Source organism: Vibrio sp. 10N.286.55.E10, from assembly GCF_002872555.1.
GTDB classification, from domain to species: domain Bacteria; phylum Pseudomonadota; class Gammaproteobacteria; order Enterobacterales; family Vibrionaceae; genus Vibrio; species Vibrio crassostreae.
In genome coordinates this window covers 68,456-86,539 of record NZ_MCSD01000060.1, presented here as the reverse complement: position 1 = coordinate 86,539, position 18,084 = coordinate 68,456, and the positions used below count along the sequence as shown (strand labels likewise).

The 18,084-nt window shown below is 44.8% G+C and carries 15 protein-coding genes; 3 read left to right on the top strand and 12 right to left on the bottom strand.

Features of this window, described 5'->3' with window-relative positions:
* The first annotated feature begins 43 nt into the window (after window positions 1-43).
* Window positions 44-3,136 carry an error-prone DNA polymerase gene (locus BCV39_RS21565; protein ID WP_102432548.1) on the top strand — a complete coding sequence of 1,031 codons (3,093 nt, stop codon included), beginning with the start codon at window positions 44-46 and terminating at the stop codon, window positions 3,134-3,136.
* Window positions 3,137-3,454: 318 nt separating this feature from the next.
* Here the strand turns inward: BCV39_RS21565 and BCV39_RS21560 are convergent, their stop codons facing one another.
* Both BCV39_RS21560 and BCV39_RS21555 read right to left on the bottom strand, forming a co-directional pair.
* Window positions 3,455-4,396, bottom strand: coding sequence for a chemotaxis protein CheV (locus BCV39_RS21560; RefSeq protein WP_076656977.1), 942 nt, complete (start codon window positions 4,394-4,396; stop codon window positions 3,455-3,457).
* Between the two features lie 167 nt (window positions 4,397-4,563).
* Window positions 4,564-5,781, bottom strand: coding sequence for an ROK family protein (locus tag BCV39_RS21555; RefSeq protein ID WP_048607464.1), 1,218 nt, complete (start codon window positions 5,779-5,781; stop codon window positions 4,564-4,566).
* Window positions 5,782-6,100: 319 nt separating this feature from the next.
* On the opposite strand from BCV39_RS21555, the gene pyk reads away from it, so the two are divergent.
* Window positions 6,101-7,546: a pyruvate kinase gene (pyk, locus tag BCV39_RS21550; RefSeq protein WP_048659705.1), complete on the top strand. Its 1,446-nt coding sequence runs from the start codon at window positions 6,101-6,103 to the stop codon at window positions 7,544-7,546.
* Window positions 7,547-7,693: 147 nt separating this feature from the next.
* On the opposite strand, the gene BCV39_RS21545 is transcribed toward pyk, so the two are convergent.
* Together BCV39_RS21545 and BCV39_RS21540 are read right to left on the bottom strand one after the other, a co-directional pair.
* On the bottom strand, window positions 7,694-8,908 hold the full coding sequence (locus BCV39_RS21545) for a DUF6363 domain-containing protein (RefSeq protein WP_102432549.1): 1,215 nt from the start codon (window positions 8,906-8,908) through the stop codon (window positions 7,694-7,696).
* A 41-nt stretch (window positions 8,909-8,949) separates the two neighbouring features.
* Window positions 8,950-9,039: a YnhF family membrane protein gene (locus BCV39_RS21540; protein WP_102432550.1), complete on the bottom strand. Its 90-nt coding sequence runs from the start codon at window positions 9,037-9,039 to the stop codon at window positions 8,950-8,952.
* A gap of 145 nt (window positions 9,040-9,184) precedes the next feature.
* On the opposite strand from BCV39_RS21540, the gene BCV39_RS21535 reads away from it, so the two are divergent.
* Complete coding sequence (locus BCV39_RS21535) at window positions 9,185-9,778, top strand: outer membrane beta-barrel domain protein (protein ID WP_048659707.1); 594 nt, start codon at window positions 9,185-9,187, stop codon at window positions 9,776-9,778.
* Between the two features lie 92 nt (window positions 9,779-9,870).
* Here BCV39_RS21535 and BCV39_RS21530 read toward each other — a convergent pair whose 3' ends face one another.
* The 8 genes from BCV39_RS21530 to fabF form a co-directional block, all read right to left on the bottom strand.
* Complete coding sequence (locus BCV39_RS21530; protein ID WP_102432551.1) at window positions 9,871-10,275, bottom strand: hypothetical protein; 405 nt, start codon at window positions 10,273-10,275, stop codon at window positions 9,871-9,873.
* A 229-nt stretch (window positions 10,276-10,504) separates the two neighbouring features.
* Window positions 10,505-11,935 carry a PTS glucose transporter subunit IIBC gene (ptsG, locus tag BCV39_RS21525; RefSeq protein WP_017062145.1) on the bottom strand — a complete coding sequence of 477 codons (1,431 nt, stop codon included), beginning with the start codon at window positions 11,933-11,935 and terminating at the stop codon, window positions 10,505-10,507.
* Between the two features lie 445 nt (window positions 11,936-12,380).
* Window positions 12,381-13,148, bottom strand: a complete 768-nt coding sequence (locus BCV39_RS21520; protein ID WP_048662081.1) for a YchF/TatD family DNA exonuclease — start codon at window positions 13,146-13,148, stop codon at window positions 12,381-12,383.
* The gene (locus BCV39_RS21515; RefSeq protein ID WP_102432552.1) at window positions 13,139-14,104 is read right to left on the bottom strand and encodes a DNA polymerase III subunit delta'; all 966 of its coding nucleotides are present in this window, start codon (window positions 14,102-14,104) and stop codon (window positions 13,139-13,141) included. The genes BCV39_RS21520 and BCV39_RS21515 overlap by 10 nt, the downstream gene beginning before the upstream one ends.
* 6 nt (window positions 14,105-14,110) lie before the next feature.
* On the bottom strand, window positions 14,111-14,743 hold the full coding sequence (gene tmk, locus BCV39_RS21510; RefSeq protein ID WP_048610583.1) for a dTMP kinase: 633 nt from the start codon (window positions 14,741-14,743) through the stop codon (window positions 14,111-14,113).
* Window positions 14,744-14,753: 10 nt separating this feature from the next.
* On the bottom strand, window positions 14,754-15,770 hold the full coding sequence (gene mltG / locus BCV39_RS21505; RefSeq protein ID WP_102432553.1) for an endolytic transglycosylase MltG: 1,017 nt from the start codon (window positions 15,768-15,770) through the stop codon (window positions 14,754-14,756).
* Window positions 15,767-16,645, bottom strand: coding sequence for an aminodeoxychorismate lyase (gene pabC / locus BCV39_RS21500; protein WP_102432554.1), 879 nt, complete (start codon window positions 16,643-16,645; stop codon window positions 15,767-15,769). Before pabC ends, mltG begins: the two co-directional genes overlap by 4 nt.
* Before the next feature lie 104 nt (window positions 16,646-16,749).
* Window positions 16,750-17,994 (bottom strand): beta-ketoacyl-ACP synthase II, encoded by a 1,245-nt coding sequence (fabF, locus tag BCV39_RS21495; protein WP_019821243.1) that lies wholly within the window; start codon window positions 17,992-17,994, stop codon window positions 16,750-16,752.
* Between the last annotated feature and the right edge of the window lie 90 nt (window positions 17,995-18,084).

Below are 18,084 nucleotides of genomic sequence, written 5' to 3'. Positions count from 1 at the left end.
TTTTCAATCATGTTTACTCACAATGATTAAGTGAGATTACGTTATGTCTCAGCAATACTCAGAACTTTTCTGCCAAAGTAATTACTCCTTTCTTGAGGGAGCTTCGCACGCGGAAGAGCTGGTTTTACAAGCCGACTTTTTACGTTACAAAGCACTCGCGGTCACTGATGAGTGCTCGGTCGCGGGTATCGTTAAGGTTCACTCTGCAATCAAGCAACACAAACTGTCGCTCAAGCAGATTGTCGGAAGCATGTTTTGGTTAAATGAAGAGTGCCAAGTTGTCTTGTTATGTCCAAATAGACAAGCCTATGCCGAACTGTGCCGTATTATTACCAACGCTAGACGTCGTAGCAGCAAGGGACATTATCAGCTCTCTGAGTGGGATATCATGTCGGCTAAGCACTGCTTCATCCTGTGGTTGCCTCAACAAAAAAATGAAGACGCACATTGGGGACAGTGGCTTTCTCAGCACCACTCAGGTCGGTTATGGATTGGCTTACAACGACACCTGAAACAGACCGATCAACAGTACATTGATTACTGCGTTGTTCTGTCACAACATCACCAACTGCCTATTACAGCTTGCGGTGGCGTGTTGATGCACAATGCTAACCGCCTGCCCTTACAGCACTCACTCACTGCGATTAAATACCAAAAGCCAATAACCGAAGTGGGAAGCCATCTGTTGGCGAATGCCGAGCGCTGTTTACGAAGCATCAATAAGCTCTCTCATATATTCAAAGCTGAGTGGCTGGAAGAGAGCAACCGAATTTCTGAGCTGTGTGAATTTGATTTAGGTAGCCTACGCTACGAATACCCAAGTGAACTGATTCCTCAGGGTGAGACACCCATGAGTTATCTGCGCATGTTGGTCGAGAAAGGGAAACAGGCTCGCTTTCCACAAGGTGTGCCTAATGACATTCAACAAATCATAGATAAAGAACTCGGGCTGATTGGTGAGCTTGACTACCCTTTCTTCTTTCTCACCATTCACGACATCGTCATGTTTGCCAAAAGCCAAGGCATTCTTTATCAAGGTCGAGGTTCAGCGGCCAATTCTGTAGTCTGTTACTGCCTAGAAATCACCTCTGTTGACCCAAGGCAGATCTCAGTACTGTTCGAACGCTTCATCAGTAAAGAGCGTGATGAGCCGCCTGATATTGATGTCGATTTTGAACACGAACGCCGTGAAGAAGTCATCCAATACATCTACCAGAAATACGGCAGAGAACGGGCTGCACTTGCTGCAACTGTCATCTCTTATCGCTTCAAAAGTGCGGTCAGAGATGTCGGTAAAGCATTGGGACTACAAGAAACTCAGCTCGACTACTTCATCAAGAATACCAATCGCAGGGACAAAAACCTAGGTTGGCAAGCTCAGTTAACTCAATTGGGGCTACAACCTGATTCTTTGAAAGGGCAACAGTTTATCCACTTAGTCAATGAGATCATCGGCTTCCCACGTCATCTGTCTCAGCATGTGGGCGGCTTTGTGATCTCTTCTGGGCCCTTGTATGAATTGGTTCCTGTCGAGAACGCTGCTATGCACGATCGCACCATTATTCAATGGGATAAAGATGATCTTGAAACCTTGAGGCTACTAAAAGTGGATGTGCTCGCGTTGGGTATGCTGTCTGCGATTCGTAAATGTTTCGACCTGATCAAACGCATTCACGGGCGATCACTGACTATTGCTGAGATCACTCGCCTTAAAGACGACCCTCAGGTTTACGGCATGATTCAGCGAGCAGACACGGTCGGGATATTCCAAATTGAGTCTCGCGCGCAAATGAGCATGCTGCCAAGGCTTAAACCGAGAACTTATTACGACTTGGTGATTCAAATCGCTATCGTACGCCCAGGTCCTATTCAGGGCGATATGGTGCATCCATTTCTCAAGCGTCGAGATGGCATTGAGCCAATCAGTTATCCATCTAAAGACGTGGAATCAGTACTGTCGCGCACCTTAGGTGTACCTATCTTCCAAGAGCAAGTGATTAAACTCGCGATGGTGGCTGCAGGGTTCACTGGTGGTGAAGCAGATCAACTCAGACGCGCAATGGCCGCTTGGAAGAAAAATGGCAACGTCTTTAAGTTTAAAAACAAACTCATCGAGGGAATGCAAAAGCGCGGCTATGAGACAGAGTTTGCCGAACAGATCTTTAAACAGATATGCGGCTTCGGCGAGTACGGATTTCCGGAAAGCCACTCGGCTTCGTTTGCGGTGTTAGCGTATTGCTCAGCTTGGTTGAAATGCTACTACCCTGAATGTTTCTACGCTTCTTTGTTGAACAGCCAACCCATGGGCTTTTATAGCCCATCACAGTTGGTACAAGATGCACAGCGACATAATGTGGTGATACTTCCGGTATGTGTGAACGCTTCTCAAAACGACCACACGGTTGTCTCTCATCAGAATGGTCTAGCGATTCGCTTAGGGCTGCGACAAATCAAAGGGTTCAGCGAGCATGGGATTCAAAGCGTGATCGCCAATCGTCCACCATCCGGTTATCGCCACCCTAGCCAGGTGAAACAGTTATCGATGAATAAGAAAGATATCGAGCTACTGGCATCGGCCAATGCGCTACATAACGTCTCTGGAGACCGCTTCCAAACTCGCTGGGCGATAATGGATTCCGCGTCTGATCTACCTCTGTTTAGCCAGGTCTATGACGATACTGAGGATGAGCATGGCGAACACACACTGCACAAGCCCAACGAAATGCAAGATCTACTCGAAGACTTCACCAGTGTCGGAGTTTCACTGAACAAGCATCCAATCACTTTGCTCGCTGAAGCGGGACGATTAGGTCGATTCACACACATGAAAGATTTAATACAACAAAGACACAAATCGATGGTCACCGTTGTCGGATTAGTCACAGGAAAACAATCTCCCGGAACCGCGGCAGGTGTCACCTTTGTCACACTAGAAGATAGCACTGGTAATATTAATGTCGTGGTATGGGGAGCAACCGCGCGCGCTCAACAGCAAGCCTACCTCACAGCCAAGGCGTTAAAAGTACAAGGGATATTAGAAAAAGAAGGAGAGGTCGTGCATGTTATCGCGGGGAAACTTATCGATATTACCGATGAAATTGTTGGTTTGAAAACCAAATCACGAGATTTTCATTAACGATTCAATCGCCCTACCAGAAACGCTAGAAACGCTAGAAACGAAAAAGGGAAGCATCTGCTTCCCTTCATTTCAAATTGTTGAGTTACACCTCAACGTCAGCTTCCGTACGTCTTTTCTTAAATTCCCTATATAGTAATAAGCTCAAAGTCATAACGACTTTAGACGTTAACCATATCATTAAAAGGAACTACCTTAGATTGTGTGTGAAAAGTTACGTGAGTAATTGAGCATATTTTGTTACGAGAAATATGCCGCATCAATAATAGCAAACGTTTTCTATAAGTTCACTCAAAACAAACTGCATGTCGGTATAAATTACAGGATCTGACGCATACGCTCTTGAGTTACCTCAACCAGCAAATCTGGTTGGAACTTAGAAATAAAGCGGTTACACCCTACTTTCTCCACCATCGCCTCATTAAAACTTCCACTTAATGAAGTATTTAGCGTAATGAACAGATCATGCATTCTAGGGTCAGTACGTACTTCGTGTGTCAGTTTATAGCCGTCCATTTCAGGCATTTCAGCATCGGTGATCATCAACAATATTTCTTGATTGATGTCTTTGCCTTCATCACACCAGCCCTTAAGTAAGGTCAGTGCTTCTAAGCCATCACAACACTCAATAATATTCAACCCAAGCTGCGACAAGGTGCCTTTGATTTGATTACGCGCTGTTGAAGAGTCATCAACGATAAGCACGTTACGTCCTATCATTTCCTGAGCTAACTGCTGATCTAACACACCTTCAGAGATCGATACATCGTAATCAATGATCTCAGCCAACACTTTCTCAACATCGATGATCTCGACGATCTTGTGCTGCTCTTCTTCTTGAATATGCGTGATAGCGGTTAGGTAGTTTGCGCGGCCTGTTGTCTTTGGCGGCGGCTGGATTTCTGTCCATGTCGTATTGACGATATTACGAACTTGCCCAACCAAGAAACCTTGTACGGTTCGGTTGTATTCAGTAATGATCAGGTTACTCTCTTGAGATTCCGCACGAGATGGCGGAAAGCCAATGGCACTTCGCAGATCAATCACAGGTACCGATTCACCACGTAGAGAAGCAACACCCGTAATATGGTGGTGAGAGCCCGGTAAGCGAGTAAGTACTGGCACTTTTAGGACTTCTTTCACTTTAAATACGTTAATCGCAAATAGTTGACGACTATTTAAGCTGAATAATAAGAGTTCCAGACGGTTTTCACCGACTAGCTTGGTTCTCTGATCAACCGAATTTAAAACGCCAGACATACAACACCTTAGTGACAAATAATAACTGTGGCTACAATAGCCTACTTCAATAGGTTAAAGCAAAGCGCTAATGCACAGAATGCTTAAACTAAGTACAACAAATGATGTTATACAAAGCTTAAGTACATGGAAAGGTTCGGGGTAAGGCTTAAAGAAGAGAAAAAGAGTTAGCCTTCAATAACTTTCATTAGCAGTTGACCATCATATAAAGCCTGCTTGATGAGAGCAGCACCTGGCATGGTTGCCTGCTTATAAAAACGAGATTCCACCAGCTCTAAGTCTTTATGGTAAACCGATAGGCTCTGCTCTTCGATGCACTTTTGAATCGCTGGGTATAACACGCTCTTCGCCTGATTGATAACACCACCCACCAAGATTTTCTCTGGGTTGAATAGGTTAATCACAATCGCAATCGCAGAGCCTAGATAACGGCCTAACTGCTCAATCACTTCGACAGCCAATGGATCACCATCAGCAGCGGCAGCGCAGATCTGTTCAATAGTGACGTCTTCAAACACAGTTAGCGTTGATTCTTCACCATTTGCCAGTCGCTCTTTGACTTGCTCACGGATCGCTTGAGAACTCGCCACCGTTTCTAAACAGCCTCGGTTACCACAATGACAAAGCTTACCCTCTTTATCGATCTGGATATGACCCAGTTCACCGATATTACCGTGACGCCCTTGCAGAACGCGACCATCGAGAATGATCCCGGCACCTAAACCGTGGTGAATAGAGATAAGAACAGAGTTGTCGTTATCTTGTGAGTTACCAAACAGCTTCTCTGCTAATGCCCATGCTCGGGTATCATTGGCAATAAAAACTGGCAGACCGGTTTCTTTGTAGATCTCCGGCCCTAACGCTAAATTTTCAACGTTGTAGTGCGGCATTTGCAACACAATACCCTGCTCTGAATTCACAAGGCCTGGCAGTGTGATAGCGATACTCGTCACCCTGTCGAGTTGCTCAGCATAGGTTTGGAAGAACTCATCGATTTCATGAAGAAGACGCGCCAGCACATCATCTTGATCACGTTCGTGAATATCAATTTTGGTATCGATAAGCACGTCGCCGCCCAATTCATGGAGCGCGATCGTCAAGTATCCGCGACCAAGACGCATCGACAAAAATTGCCAACCTTCGTTATTGGTTTGTAGACCGACAGCAGGACGTCCACGAGTCGTGGCTTCTTGAACCGTGGTTTCGTGAATAAGGTGAGCTTCAATGAGTTCACGGGTAATTTTAGTAATACTCGCCGGAGCCAACTCACTTTGCTTGGACAGATCGATACGAGAAATAGGACCTTTAAGGTCAATTAGTTTATATACACGACCAGCATTGACCTGTTTGATATGATCAATATGGCCCGGTTGAGCCATGTACATTTTACGCTCCAGAAATCATCAACGAGGTAATTTTTTTACTTTGCGAAGTAATTGTGAAGTCACTTGGTATATCGCCGTGACCAGTATCACGTATATACATGAATCTTTGTGTATCGAGTCAAATTGTTCGAGGAAAATTAACACCCACATCGATAAATCGAGACTTAATTTTCATAAAAAAACATCGCGCTTGAGTGCTAAATACAATAAATATCAGTAAATACAGAAATATCTTCCTAGCTCCCAATAAATTATCAATTAATGCATATACTTAATTCAGTCTTGTAAAAGATTACTTGGTCTCACTCTAGGAGTATTCATGACAGCCGAATTAAGAAAAACGAAAATCGTCACAACGCTAGGCCCTTCAACAGATAAAGGTAACGTGCTTGAAGAAATCATCAAAGCAGGTGCCAATATCGTCCGTATGAACTTCTCTCACGGCACCAGCGACGACCATATACAACGCGCAGAAAAAGTCAGAGCAATAGCAAAAAGACACGGCACTCAAATCGCCATTCTCGGAGACTTACAAGGTCCCAAGATTCGTGTGTCGACATTCAAAGATGGCAAAATCCAACTTGCCGTAGGCGACCTGTTCACTCTCGATAGCAGCCTAGGTTTAGGCGAAGGCAATCAAGAAGCCGTTGGCCTTGATTACAAAGAACTGCCTAACGACGTATCCGCCGGCGATATCTTGTTGCTTGACGATGGTCGTGTTCAACTCAAAGTAACCAAGGTCGAAGGTTGCCGTGTTCACACCGAAGTTATCATTGGCGGCCCACTCTCAAATAACAAAGGCATCAACAAAAAAGGCGGCGGCCTTTCCGCAGAAGCGCTAACAGAAAAAGACAAACGCGACATCGTCACCGCCGCACAAATCAAAGTGGATTACCTAGCGGTGTCTTTCCCTCGTAATGGTGAAGACATGCACTACGCTCGTCAGCTTGCACGAGAAGCCGGCTTAGAAGCTCACCTCGTCGCAAAAGTGGAGCGAGCAGAGACAGTCGCCACTGTTGAGAACATGGATGACATCATAATGGCCTCAGATGTGGTCATGGTGGCTCGTGGTGACCTCGGAGTGGAAATTGGTGACCCTGAGTTGGTCGGTGTACAAAAACAGCTTATACGCCGTGCCAGAGCGCTTAACCGAACGGTGATCACCGCAACTCAAATGATGGAATCAATGATTTCTGCGCCAATGCCCACTCGTGCCGAAGTGATGGACGTTGCCAATGCAGTACTCGATGGCACCGACGCAGTCATGCTTTCCGGTGAAACTGCTGCCGGTGATTACCCAGTCGAAACCGTAAAATCGATGGCAGAAGTGTGTATTGGAGCTGAGAAGATGGCGGGGGTTAACCAATCGAATTACCGTATTGACCGCACCTTTGTTACCGCTGAAGAAACCGTTTCTATGGCAACCATCTATTCGGCAAACCATATGGAAGGCATTAAAGGTGTAGTCACTCTCACCGAATCTGGCCGTACTGCGTTGATGATGTCTCGCTTAAGTGCTGACATGCCTATCTACGCGCTGTCTCGTAACGAAGGAACGCTCAATCGCTGTACCTTGTACCGAGGTGTTACACCTATTTACTTTGAGACAGAAGCCAAAGACAGCTTTGATATTGCGCTATCAACACTCACTTGCCTGAAGGAGAAAGGACACCTTAAGTTTGGCGACCTAGTGATCGTCACTCAAGGTGATATCATGGATGTAGCAGGCTCAACCAACTGTATGAGAATCTTGCCTGTCACTTAGTGTGTGGCCGTAAGGCGAAACGATTTGCCTAGTCTCAAAAGCAAAAAAGGGTTATCGAACCACGTTCAATAACCCTTTTTCATTTCAGAACATTCTTCGTTAATGACACGGCTAACTCGCGGTATGCTAACTCATCAAGATTGAGTACTACTTGTCAGCAGCAATGGTGGCCAACTGTGGCATGTGTGAATTGCGAGCGTTTTCCGTTGAAGTGTAGGTTTCTACAAATCGGTAACCGGCTTCTAAGCCCAATTCGTAATCGTGCAACAGATCTTCTTTGTCACTCATTAATGAACTCGATTTTAGCGGCTGACTTGGCGCTATTTGCACCACAAACGCATCGTCCGGTGGCGAATTCAAAAAGTCCTGAGTTAATGAATAAGTTTGGTAATGCACCATCAACATATCAGCTAAGCCTGAATCAAACTTATCCCCAATTAAATGACTCAAACGATAAATGTCATCCGCTCCAAATAGCCAGCGACCACCGTTCAGCAGGTCCAAATGCCCACGGTCACGCTTCTGCTCTTTTGAGCGCATAATTTGTTGTTGGAAGAAAGAGGCCCAGTCGTTTTTCCACTGTTCCACTTTCTGTTGCCAATGACCTTGAACACTGTCAAAAGATTCGCGGAACCATTCCAATTCTTCGGCAGATATCGGTTTAGGTGCTTTAATTGAAGACTTAGTCACCTGAGCTTCAGCTAAATCCACATCTTCATCCTCTAGCACGGGCTCAGTACGAATCACAACAATGGAACGAGCTTGCCTGCGCCATGCTTCTTGGACCGGTATGCATGCTGATACGCCACCGTCCACATAAGCACTGTCACCAATATAAATTTCATCATTGTACAAACGAGGAATGGCGCAGGTCGCAATCATCACCTTATACCAATCTTCGCCCAATAACGGAAAGTAGTGATCTCGCAGATCTTTAGAATCCGTTACAGCCGCATAGAAGTGGCGATCACCTAGCGTTTGTCGTCCCAAATCCAGATCGAGTTTGTATGGATAAGCCATGATTTGTTCTAAGGCCCACTCTAATCCAAGGTTCTTTCTGTGGCGTATATAGGAAAAGAGATTAAAGAACTCCGGTGCAGTAGTGAGGTCGAGAACGAAAGAACGACCAAGGCCTTTATCGCGGCACAGATAAGCACATAAATTAAGAGCGCCTGCTGAGGTGCCAAAAAATTCGTCGAAGGGGTCAAAATTAGAAAGAAGAAAGGCATCCAGCACTCCAGAAGTAAAAATACTTCTCTGTCCGCCACCTTGAGCGACCAGTGCTGTTTTTCCAGCAATAAACTTAGCGTAATAGTCTAAGTCTATTGCTGTATCAAGATTGGTTATAATCCCACTATTCATTATTCCCTGAGTATAAAAACTCAGCCTCGAATTGGAAGGTATTAACTACCAATCGCAATAAAGCCAAATGAAAGAATGACTGTGTAGATAAACGCTGTTATTTGTAGGGCATTTTTCAGATTATGGTCCATAGACACCTCTGGCTTATTATTAATTTGTCGAGTCTCTATTTAAGTACTATCAGGTGTGTGAAGTATCTTCAAGAATCGTCGAAATTAGTCGCACAATATTGATGTAACCATCACAATTAGTAAGTGTATGGATAAGGATATACTCATGAATAACAAAGCAAATATGATGGCACTGATTGCGTTTCTCTCCGTTTCAAGCGCACATGCTTCGCCGGAGATCATCATTACTCCGATGGTGGGTTATACCGGCGGTGGCAGTGTCGAAGACCAGGACGGTAAAACCTATGACATGAAAGGCTCTGAAAACTACACCTTTGCAATTGAAACGCCACTTGAAAAAGGACGCATCGGCTTCTTCTATTCCAATCAGAGCTCGGAATTAGAAACACTCAACCTAAGCTCCTCCATCCAATACCTACACTTTCAAAGTAGCATCTACTACCCGGCCTCCCCCGTGTTGTCGGGTTATCTAGGGTTAGGTCTTGGGGCTTCTTACGTTGATGTTGACTGGGCGAAAGACAAGTATGGATTCTCCACCTCAATCTTTGGTGGCTTAGAGTACAAATTTAGTGATCGATTAGCGTTGAACACACAAGTACGTTGGTTAGGTACCGTCGTGGATAACGACACAACTGGCGTGTGTAACATCCCAAGCAATGGACAAGAGTGCATTATTCGCTTTGATACCGACTGGATGAACCAATTCCAAGCCAATATCGGACTCAGTTTTACTTTCTAGGCGGCTCAATGAAGCAAAAATTTAAGATCGGCCCAAATGAAAAAACCAGCTAAGTGCTGGTTTTTTCATTATTAAAACGGTTTTAGTTCAGGTTAGAACTTATAGGTAACACCTAAAGCGCCACCTACTTGCAACTCAACACCTTTATACATATCGAGCTCAGGGTGCACTTGTGCGTAAGCATTCCAACCTTCGTAGAAGTTCACTTTTACGCCTAACGGCAAGCGTAAGCCAAAGTCGTCATTCCATTCAGCCCAAGCACCAGCACCGACGTACCAACTCAATGGAGCTTCAGTCTCGAACTGACCACGCTTCCAAATGTAGTCAAATGCAGCGCCGTCATTACCAATCGTAGCACGGTATTTCTGATCAAATTCCACAACGACACTCAGGTCTTGGTCAATGGCAAGTCCAACTTCCAAAGCTGGAGCTTCAGAAGCGTGAGCAAACGGGGCTCCGCTGCAGCACATAAGGCCGATCAAGTAACGATGTTTCATAATATTCTCAGACTGTGTTTAAAAGCGGTAGTTTACTGGAATAATAACGAAAGGTGTCATCGCTAGGTAAAAGATAAAAGACACGAAAAATTTAAGAGCAACCATCAACTGATCGAGTTGAATGATAAGTATCTGAGTTAATGGAGATTAAAGCATAATAGGTCTTTCATAGAGCTGAAAATAAAAAAGGAGGCCTTTCGGCCTCCTTTCAATTTATTGAATCAGTGAATTAACCGTTGTTACGGATCCACTCATCCATGTCTGTCTTAAGGTTGTCAGACTTAGTACCGAAGATAGCTTGTACGCCACCAGCAACTACAACAACACCTGCAGCGCCTAGTTTCTTCAGTTTGTCTTGGTCAACAAGAGCTGTATCAGCTACTGCAACACGTAGACGAGTAATACAAGCGTCAAGACCTGTGATGTTCGCTTTGCCACCGAATGCAGCAACTAGCTCACCAGCAAGTTCAGAACCAGTCGCAACTGACTCTTCTTCAGTCTCGTCTTCACGGCCTGGAGTTTTAAGGTCTAGAGCTTTAATCACAGTGCGGAATACGATGTAGTAGATTGCAGCGTAAGCAATACCACATACAACCATTAGACCCATCTTAGACGCGTTGCCAGATAGAACTAGGAAGTCGATTAGACCGTGTGAGAAAGATGTACCGTGTACAAAACCTAGAGTGTTCGCAAGAACGTAAGCAGAACCAGCTAGTAGAGCGTGGATTGCGTACAGAACAGGAGCAACGAATAGGAATGAGAATTCGATTGGTTCAGTGATACCCGTTAGGAATGAAGTCAACGCAGCAGAAGCCATGATGCCCATTACTTTAGCGCGGTTTTCAGGCTTAGCTGAGTGTGCAATCGCGATTGCAGCAGCAGGTAGACCGAACATCTTGAACATGTAACCACCAGCTAGCTGACCGAAGCCATTGCCCGCTGCACGAGATGCGTCATCAGCAACTAGGTAACAAGTAAGAACACCGTTTTGAGTTTCGCCAGCAGCGTTTACACAAGTACCAGCTTCAAAGAAGAAAGGTACGTTCCAAACGTGGTGAAGACCAAATGGAATTAGAGAACGCTCAACGATACCGTAGATACCAAACGCCACTTGTGGGTTTTGGTGAGCAGCCCAATCAGAGAACGCAGAGATAGCGCCGCCAACTGGTGGCCATACTACAGATAGTAGGATTGCTAGACCAATCGCAGAGAAACCTGTGATGATTGGCACAGCACGCTTACCAGCGAAGAAGCCAAGGTACTCTGGTAGTTGAATACGGAAGAAACGGTTGAATGCCCAAGCAGCAACACCACCGACTAGGATACCACCTAGTACACCAGTATCGATTTTATCAACGCCCATTACACCAGCCATTACGCCAAGTGTAGCAGTCATGATGCCGTAACCAACGATAGCAGCTAGACCAGCCACACCATCGTTGTTAGTAAAGCCAAGTGCAACACCTACTGCGAACAGTAGTGCCATTTGACCAAATACTGAACCACCAGCTTGTTCCATTAAGTTTGAAACGATTTCTGGAATGAAAGGAAGATCTGCTGCACCGACACCTAGCAAAATACCCGCAACTGGTAAAACTGATACTGGAAGCATCAGAGACTTACCAACTTTCTGCAGGCTAGCAAAAAGGTTCTTAAACATGTTTATGCTCCTGATAAAGATAAAATAATTATATGGGTTCTAACGGCACACCCCCGTAGCCTATATGTTAGCACCCTGCGAAAATGTAACCATGTATTGCATTATATTTTCTGCCGCTAAATATATATTGATGGGGAACTAACTTTCTAGTCACTTACGAAATTTAGTTTCAAAACACGTCTTGGATCACATGTCAAATCTAGAAAATGCAATGCTTTACAACTGCTTAATTCATTGAAATACATGGATATTTTTCAAGAGCCCTATTATTTTACTGGGTAAATAAAATAGGAGTTAATGTTATTTTTAGTAACAAAATTACAAATGTTATAATTAGCGCTCTCAAGTTCAACATAATTCGTAAACATTAAAAAAAAACGCATTTTTGGTGATCAAAAACACAAAAAGGGAGCTTTCGCTCCCTTTTATTTGCTTAGTTAGATTTTTATCGCAAAAAAAGTTTCTGGTAATTTTTGGTCGTTTGTTCAGCAACCTCTTTCATTGACAAGCCTTTCAATTGTGCAATATAGGCGGCAACTTCTACGACATATGCAGGCTGATTCTGCTTGCCACGATATGGAATTGGCGCTAAATATGGAGAATCTGTCTCGATCAATAGCCTATCGAGAGGAAGCTTCCTAACAACTTCTTTGAGTTCTGTAGCTTGTTTGAAGGTCACAATACCTGAAATTGAGATATAAAAACCTAACTCCATTGCCGCTTCAGCGAACGCTTGATCTTCAGTAAAGCAATGAATAACACCACCACACATCTCAGCTCCGCCATCACGTAAAATAGCCAATGTGTCTTCACGTGCGTTACGAGTGTGGATGATCAAAGGTTTATTAAGCTCAACGGCCAATTCAACATGCTGCTTAAATCGTAGCTGTTGTAGCTCTGCAGTCTCTGGTTGATAGTGATAATCTAAACCTGTCTCACCAATCGCCACCACTTTAGGGTTACTCGCGTACTCACGCATTGTCTCTAGACAGAAATCACTTTCAACATCGAGAGGGTGAACGCCACAAGAGGCTTTAACGTTATCAAACGGCGAGATCATCTCGAGCATATTTTCAAACGAATTCAGTGTCACACCAACAGACAACAGCTGGTCTACGTTTGCTGCCTTCGCTTTGTTCACAACGTCTTCTACGCTTGTGTGTAAATCTTGATAATCCAGTTTGTCTAAATGACAGTGGGAATCTACGAACATGTTTCCTCGCAAGTGGCTATCAGCCAATTCATTATGAGTAGCTCCGTATTGAGCCCAGGGTGTTGCTTTAACTGCTCAATCAATATCAGCAGTTTATTCGATGCTGCGTAAGCACTTTGATAAGACATCACCTCAACCAGTGCTTTCGCGCTAGGAGTGATAGCCTGATTCGACAAGCCAAAATGCAGCTTCTGTACGTCAGACAATAAGTGCCATAGCCAACCCAATTGAATCAAAGGGTCTTTGCTAAGCTCTGTCGAGAATTTTAGCATGCCAGGTTGAGTGCCCTTGATGACATTAACAAAGCCATCGAGCGCTTTGGTCGAAGCCTCTACTCCACCCTGCTCGAACATCGCCTTCGCTTTTAAAGGCGCGTTGTCATTAAGCGCTAAAATATATTGTGGGACAGCCTTACCAACTTCACCATCTAACCAAGCAGACCCCACCTCCAACTGTGGGCTTACCACATTAAATTGTTGGCAACGGCTAATGATAGTCGGCATCAAACGGTTACTGTTACGAGTAGAAAGAATGAAGATGCACTTACTTGATGGCTCTTCCAGAGTTTTCAGTAGTGCGTTAGAAGCCGATTCGTTCATTGCTTCAGCAGGGTTAAGCAAGATAACGCGCAAACCACCTAACTGAGAAGACTCTTGAGCCCAGCGGTTACTGGCACGCACTTGATCAACCGTGATCGACTTACCTTCTTTCTCTGGTGAAATCACATGAAAATCAGGATGATTGCCCGACTTCATTAATTCACAGCTGTGGCAAAACCCGCACGACTCGCTTTCATAGTTCGTACACATCAATGCGTCGGTAAGTTGGCTAATCAACGCATCAACGCCAAGCCCTTCCGGCGCATTAACAATCACAGAGTTAGGAAAACGCTCCGCATCGAGACTTTTTTTCCACTCACTCCATACCGGTGTGAGCCAAGAATACACTTCAGCCATGACTACCTACTGTTTATCGAGCCAAGCAGTTAGCGCGACTTTAATATCAGCGGCTACTTGCTCAATTTCTTGCTGCGCGTTAATCACAAGTACAGAATCATCTTGTTCTGCAATTTCTAGATAGCGCTCACGCGTACGGTCAAAAAACGAGATATCCATCTTTTCAATTCTATCTAGCTCACCACGACCTCTAGCACGCTCTAGCCCTACTCTAGGGTCTAGGTCCAAATATAGCGTTAGATCGGGTTTAAAGCCGCCTAGCGTGGTTGCTTTCAGTGATTCCATAGTAGTGCGTGCGATCTGGCGACCACCACCTTGGTATGCCTGTGAAGACATATCATGACGATCACCCAATACCCATTGACCACTGTCTAGTGCGGGCTTGATAACGTTTTCTACTAATTGAACACGTGCTGCGTACATCAGCAGCAACTCAGTCATGTCTTGAAGCTTCTCACCTTCGTGCTCTTCTTTAACCAATGAACGCATCTTTTCAGCTAAGACAGTACCACCCGGCTCGCGAGTATTAACAATATCCTCAACACCCGATGCTTTTAATGTCTCAACGATGGCATTGATCGCTGTACTTTTGCCAGCGCCTTCAAGGCCTTCAACCACGATAAATTTCGACTGATTCATAATTATTTCTTTATCTGTTTTTTCTTAATTGTTTTAAGTAAGCTCGTACTGCACGGTTGTGCTCAGTCAAACTCTTTGAAAATACGTGACCACCTGTTCCACTCGCAACGAAATACAAGTAGTTACTTTTCTCTGGATTCAACGCCGCGTTGATAGACGCTTTGCCTGCCATAGCGATAGGTGTCGGTGGCAAGCCACTCATTGTATAGGTGTTGTATGGCGTTGGCGTGCGTAAGTCTTTTTTACGGATATTGCCATCGTAGCTGTCACCCATGCCGTAGATAACCGTCGGGTCTGTTTGAAGACGCATTCTTTTGTTTAAGCGGTTTATAAAGACAGAAGAGACACGCTCACGTTCTGACGCAACAGCGGTCTCTTTCTCAATGATAGACGCAAGAATTAACGCTTCGTATGGCGATTTCAGAGGAAGCTTATCCGCTCGATTTTCCCACTCTTCATTCACCACGCTCATTAGGTCGCGATGCGCGCGCTTCAACAAATCTAAATCAGTGGTGCCGTAGGTGTAATGATACGTTTCTGCTAAGAAAAGACCTTCTAGCTTCTCGTTTTCAATACCCAACTTTTCAGCGATCTCTTTTTCAGAAACACCGTCCAACGTCTGTTGAATGAATTCGTTGTCTTTTAGCTGGACAAGCCATTCATCAAAGCGACTGCCTTCAACGAAGGTAATAGTGAATTGGTGCTCTTTGCCCTCAACAAGCACTTGTAGTGCCTGCTCTAATGTTAAACCCGGTTCAAGCAGGAAAGTCCCCGCTTTTACGTCTACAAGCTCAGGGTGTAATTTACGAATTAACTTCTCGTAAGGAGAAGCCTCAAAAAGCCCCTCGTTAATCAACTGGGCTAGAACGCGGTTAAAGCTGCTACCTGAAGCAACAGTCACGACTTGTGGTTTTTCTAATTGAATAACTTGTTTCAGGTTATCTTGTGCTTGGTTGTAAACATAAAAACCAGCAGCACCAGCTGCGATTAAGCACAAGATAATAAAAATAAATAACTTTTTGATCACGAGTTTAGTTGTCCTTGAAGGCTACGAGTAACGGTTCCAATGTTAAATTGGGTATCACTAATACGGGTAACTGGGGCAACCCCTAAAATGGAGTTGGTCATGAAAACCTCATCAGCTTGCATGAGTTGAGATAAGCAGTAGTCACTAATTGTAACGGAAAGTTCAGCTTGATTCAGCGCGGTTAACACTTGCTTACGCATAACCCCTGCTACACCACTTTGAGTGAGTTGAGGTGTGTATATCGCCTGACCTTTGCGCCAAAACAGGTTGGCCATTGTGGTTTCAATCACATTGCCTGAAATATCAAGAACCACACCATCCACTTCATTGGTTTGGTCCATTTCGTCTTTCATCAAAATCTGCTCAAGACGATTATTATGCTTATGGCCAGCAAGTAGTGGGCTCAAACCTAGCGCTTGATGGCAAACACCGAGTTCAACACCAGAATCTTGCAACGCTGAATAATGGCTTGGGAAATCAAAAGTACTGATGGTGACCGTAGGTTTAGCGATATTCTTGGTGCTGTAGCCACGCCCACCCGCTCCACGGCTAACGTGCAGCTTAATCCCTGCTTTTTCATTATGAGGTTTGTTTGCGTTATGGAACTTCTTTGAGCCAGAAAGGTTCTTTGTGCCATGAAGAGCGTTATGTTGGATGTGTTGAAGCGCAGTATCGAGCCAAGGACTAACAACATCCCAATCAAGAGCAGAAATGCGTAGCGCTTTCAGGCATTCATCTACACGATGCTGATGATCGTGAAAATGTTGAATCTGGCCACCTTTTACAAGCATGGTTGTAAAACAGCCGTCTCCGTACTGAAATGAGCGATCCAATATATCGACAGTTTGCTGGCTTTCTCCATCAACCCAAAACATGTTTTTCCCCATAAAAAGAAACGGCTCAATGCTAAAGCATCAAGCCGTTTAAAAACAAGTCTAATTGTGACTATCTACGAGTGTTTATGTCTTTAATAAGATGATTAAATCTTTTTGAAGATCAAACAGCCGTTTGTACCACCGAAACCGAATGAGTTACATGCAGCATATTCCATGTTGCTAACTTCACGCGCAGTGTGAGGTACTAAGTCAATATCTAAGCCTTCTTCAGGATCATCTAGGTTGATTGTTGGTGGAACAATTTGGTCAACCAGAGACATAGCCGTGATGATAGCTTCAGCAGAACCTGCAGCACCTAGAAGGTGACCAGTCATTGATTTCGTAGAAGAAACCAATACTTGCTTGCTGCCTGCTTCGCCAAGAGCACGCTTAATGCCCTTAACTTCCGCTACGTCACCCGCAGGAGTCGACGTACCGTGTGCGTTAACATAACCGATTTGTTCACCAGTAATGCCAGCATCACGCATAGCCGCTTCCATCGCTAGTGCGCCACCAGAGCCATCTTCACTTGGAGATGTCATGTGGTAAGCATCACCCGACATACCGAAGCCAACTAGCTCACAGTAAATCTTAGCGCCACGCGCTTTTGCATGTTCGTACTCTTCAAGAACCATCATGCCGGCACCGTCACCAAGAACGAAACCATCACGGCCTTTGTCCCATGGACGAGAAGCTTTTTGAGGCTCATCGTTACGAGTAGACAGTGCTTTAGCCGCACCAAAACCGCCCATACCTAGTGGTGTAGATGCTTTTTCAGCACCACCCGCTAGCATTGCGTCTGCATCGCCGTATGCAATCATACGAGCCGCGTGACCAATGTTATGTAGGCCAGTCGTACATGCAGTAGAAATCGCGATGTTTGGACCGCGTAGGCCACGCATGATAGACATGTGACCAGCAATCATATTCACGATCGTCGACGGTACGAAGAACGGGCTGATCTTACGAGGGCCTTTTTCAGTTAGAGCTTGGTGACCGGCTTCGATCAAACCAAGACCACCAATACCAGAACCGATAGCAACACCCACACGTGGAGCGTTTTCTTCAGTAATAGTTAGGGCTGAATCATCTAAAGCTTGAATACCTGCTGCGACGCCGTACTGGATGAACAAGTCCATCTTACGAGCATCTTTTTTAGTCATATACTCTTCGCAGTTAAAGTCTTTAACTAGACCTGCAAAACGAGTTGAGAAATTGGTTGCATCAAAGTGCTCGATATTAACGATACCACTTTGACCAGCTAGCAGGGCTTTCCAAGAAGATTCTACAGTGTTGCCTACCGGTGACAACATACCCATGCCAGTGACAACTACACGACGCTTGGACACGATTTTACACTCCGGGGATTGAGGTGATTTAAGATGAGGATAGATGAGTTAGATAAAACACAGGCGGTCGAGGTGACCGCCTGGGAGAGA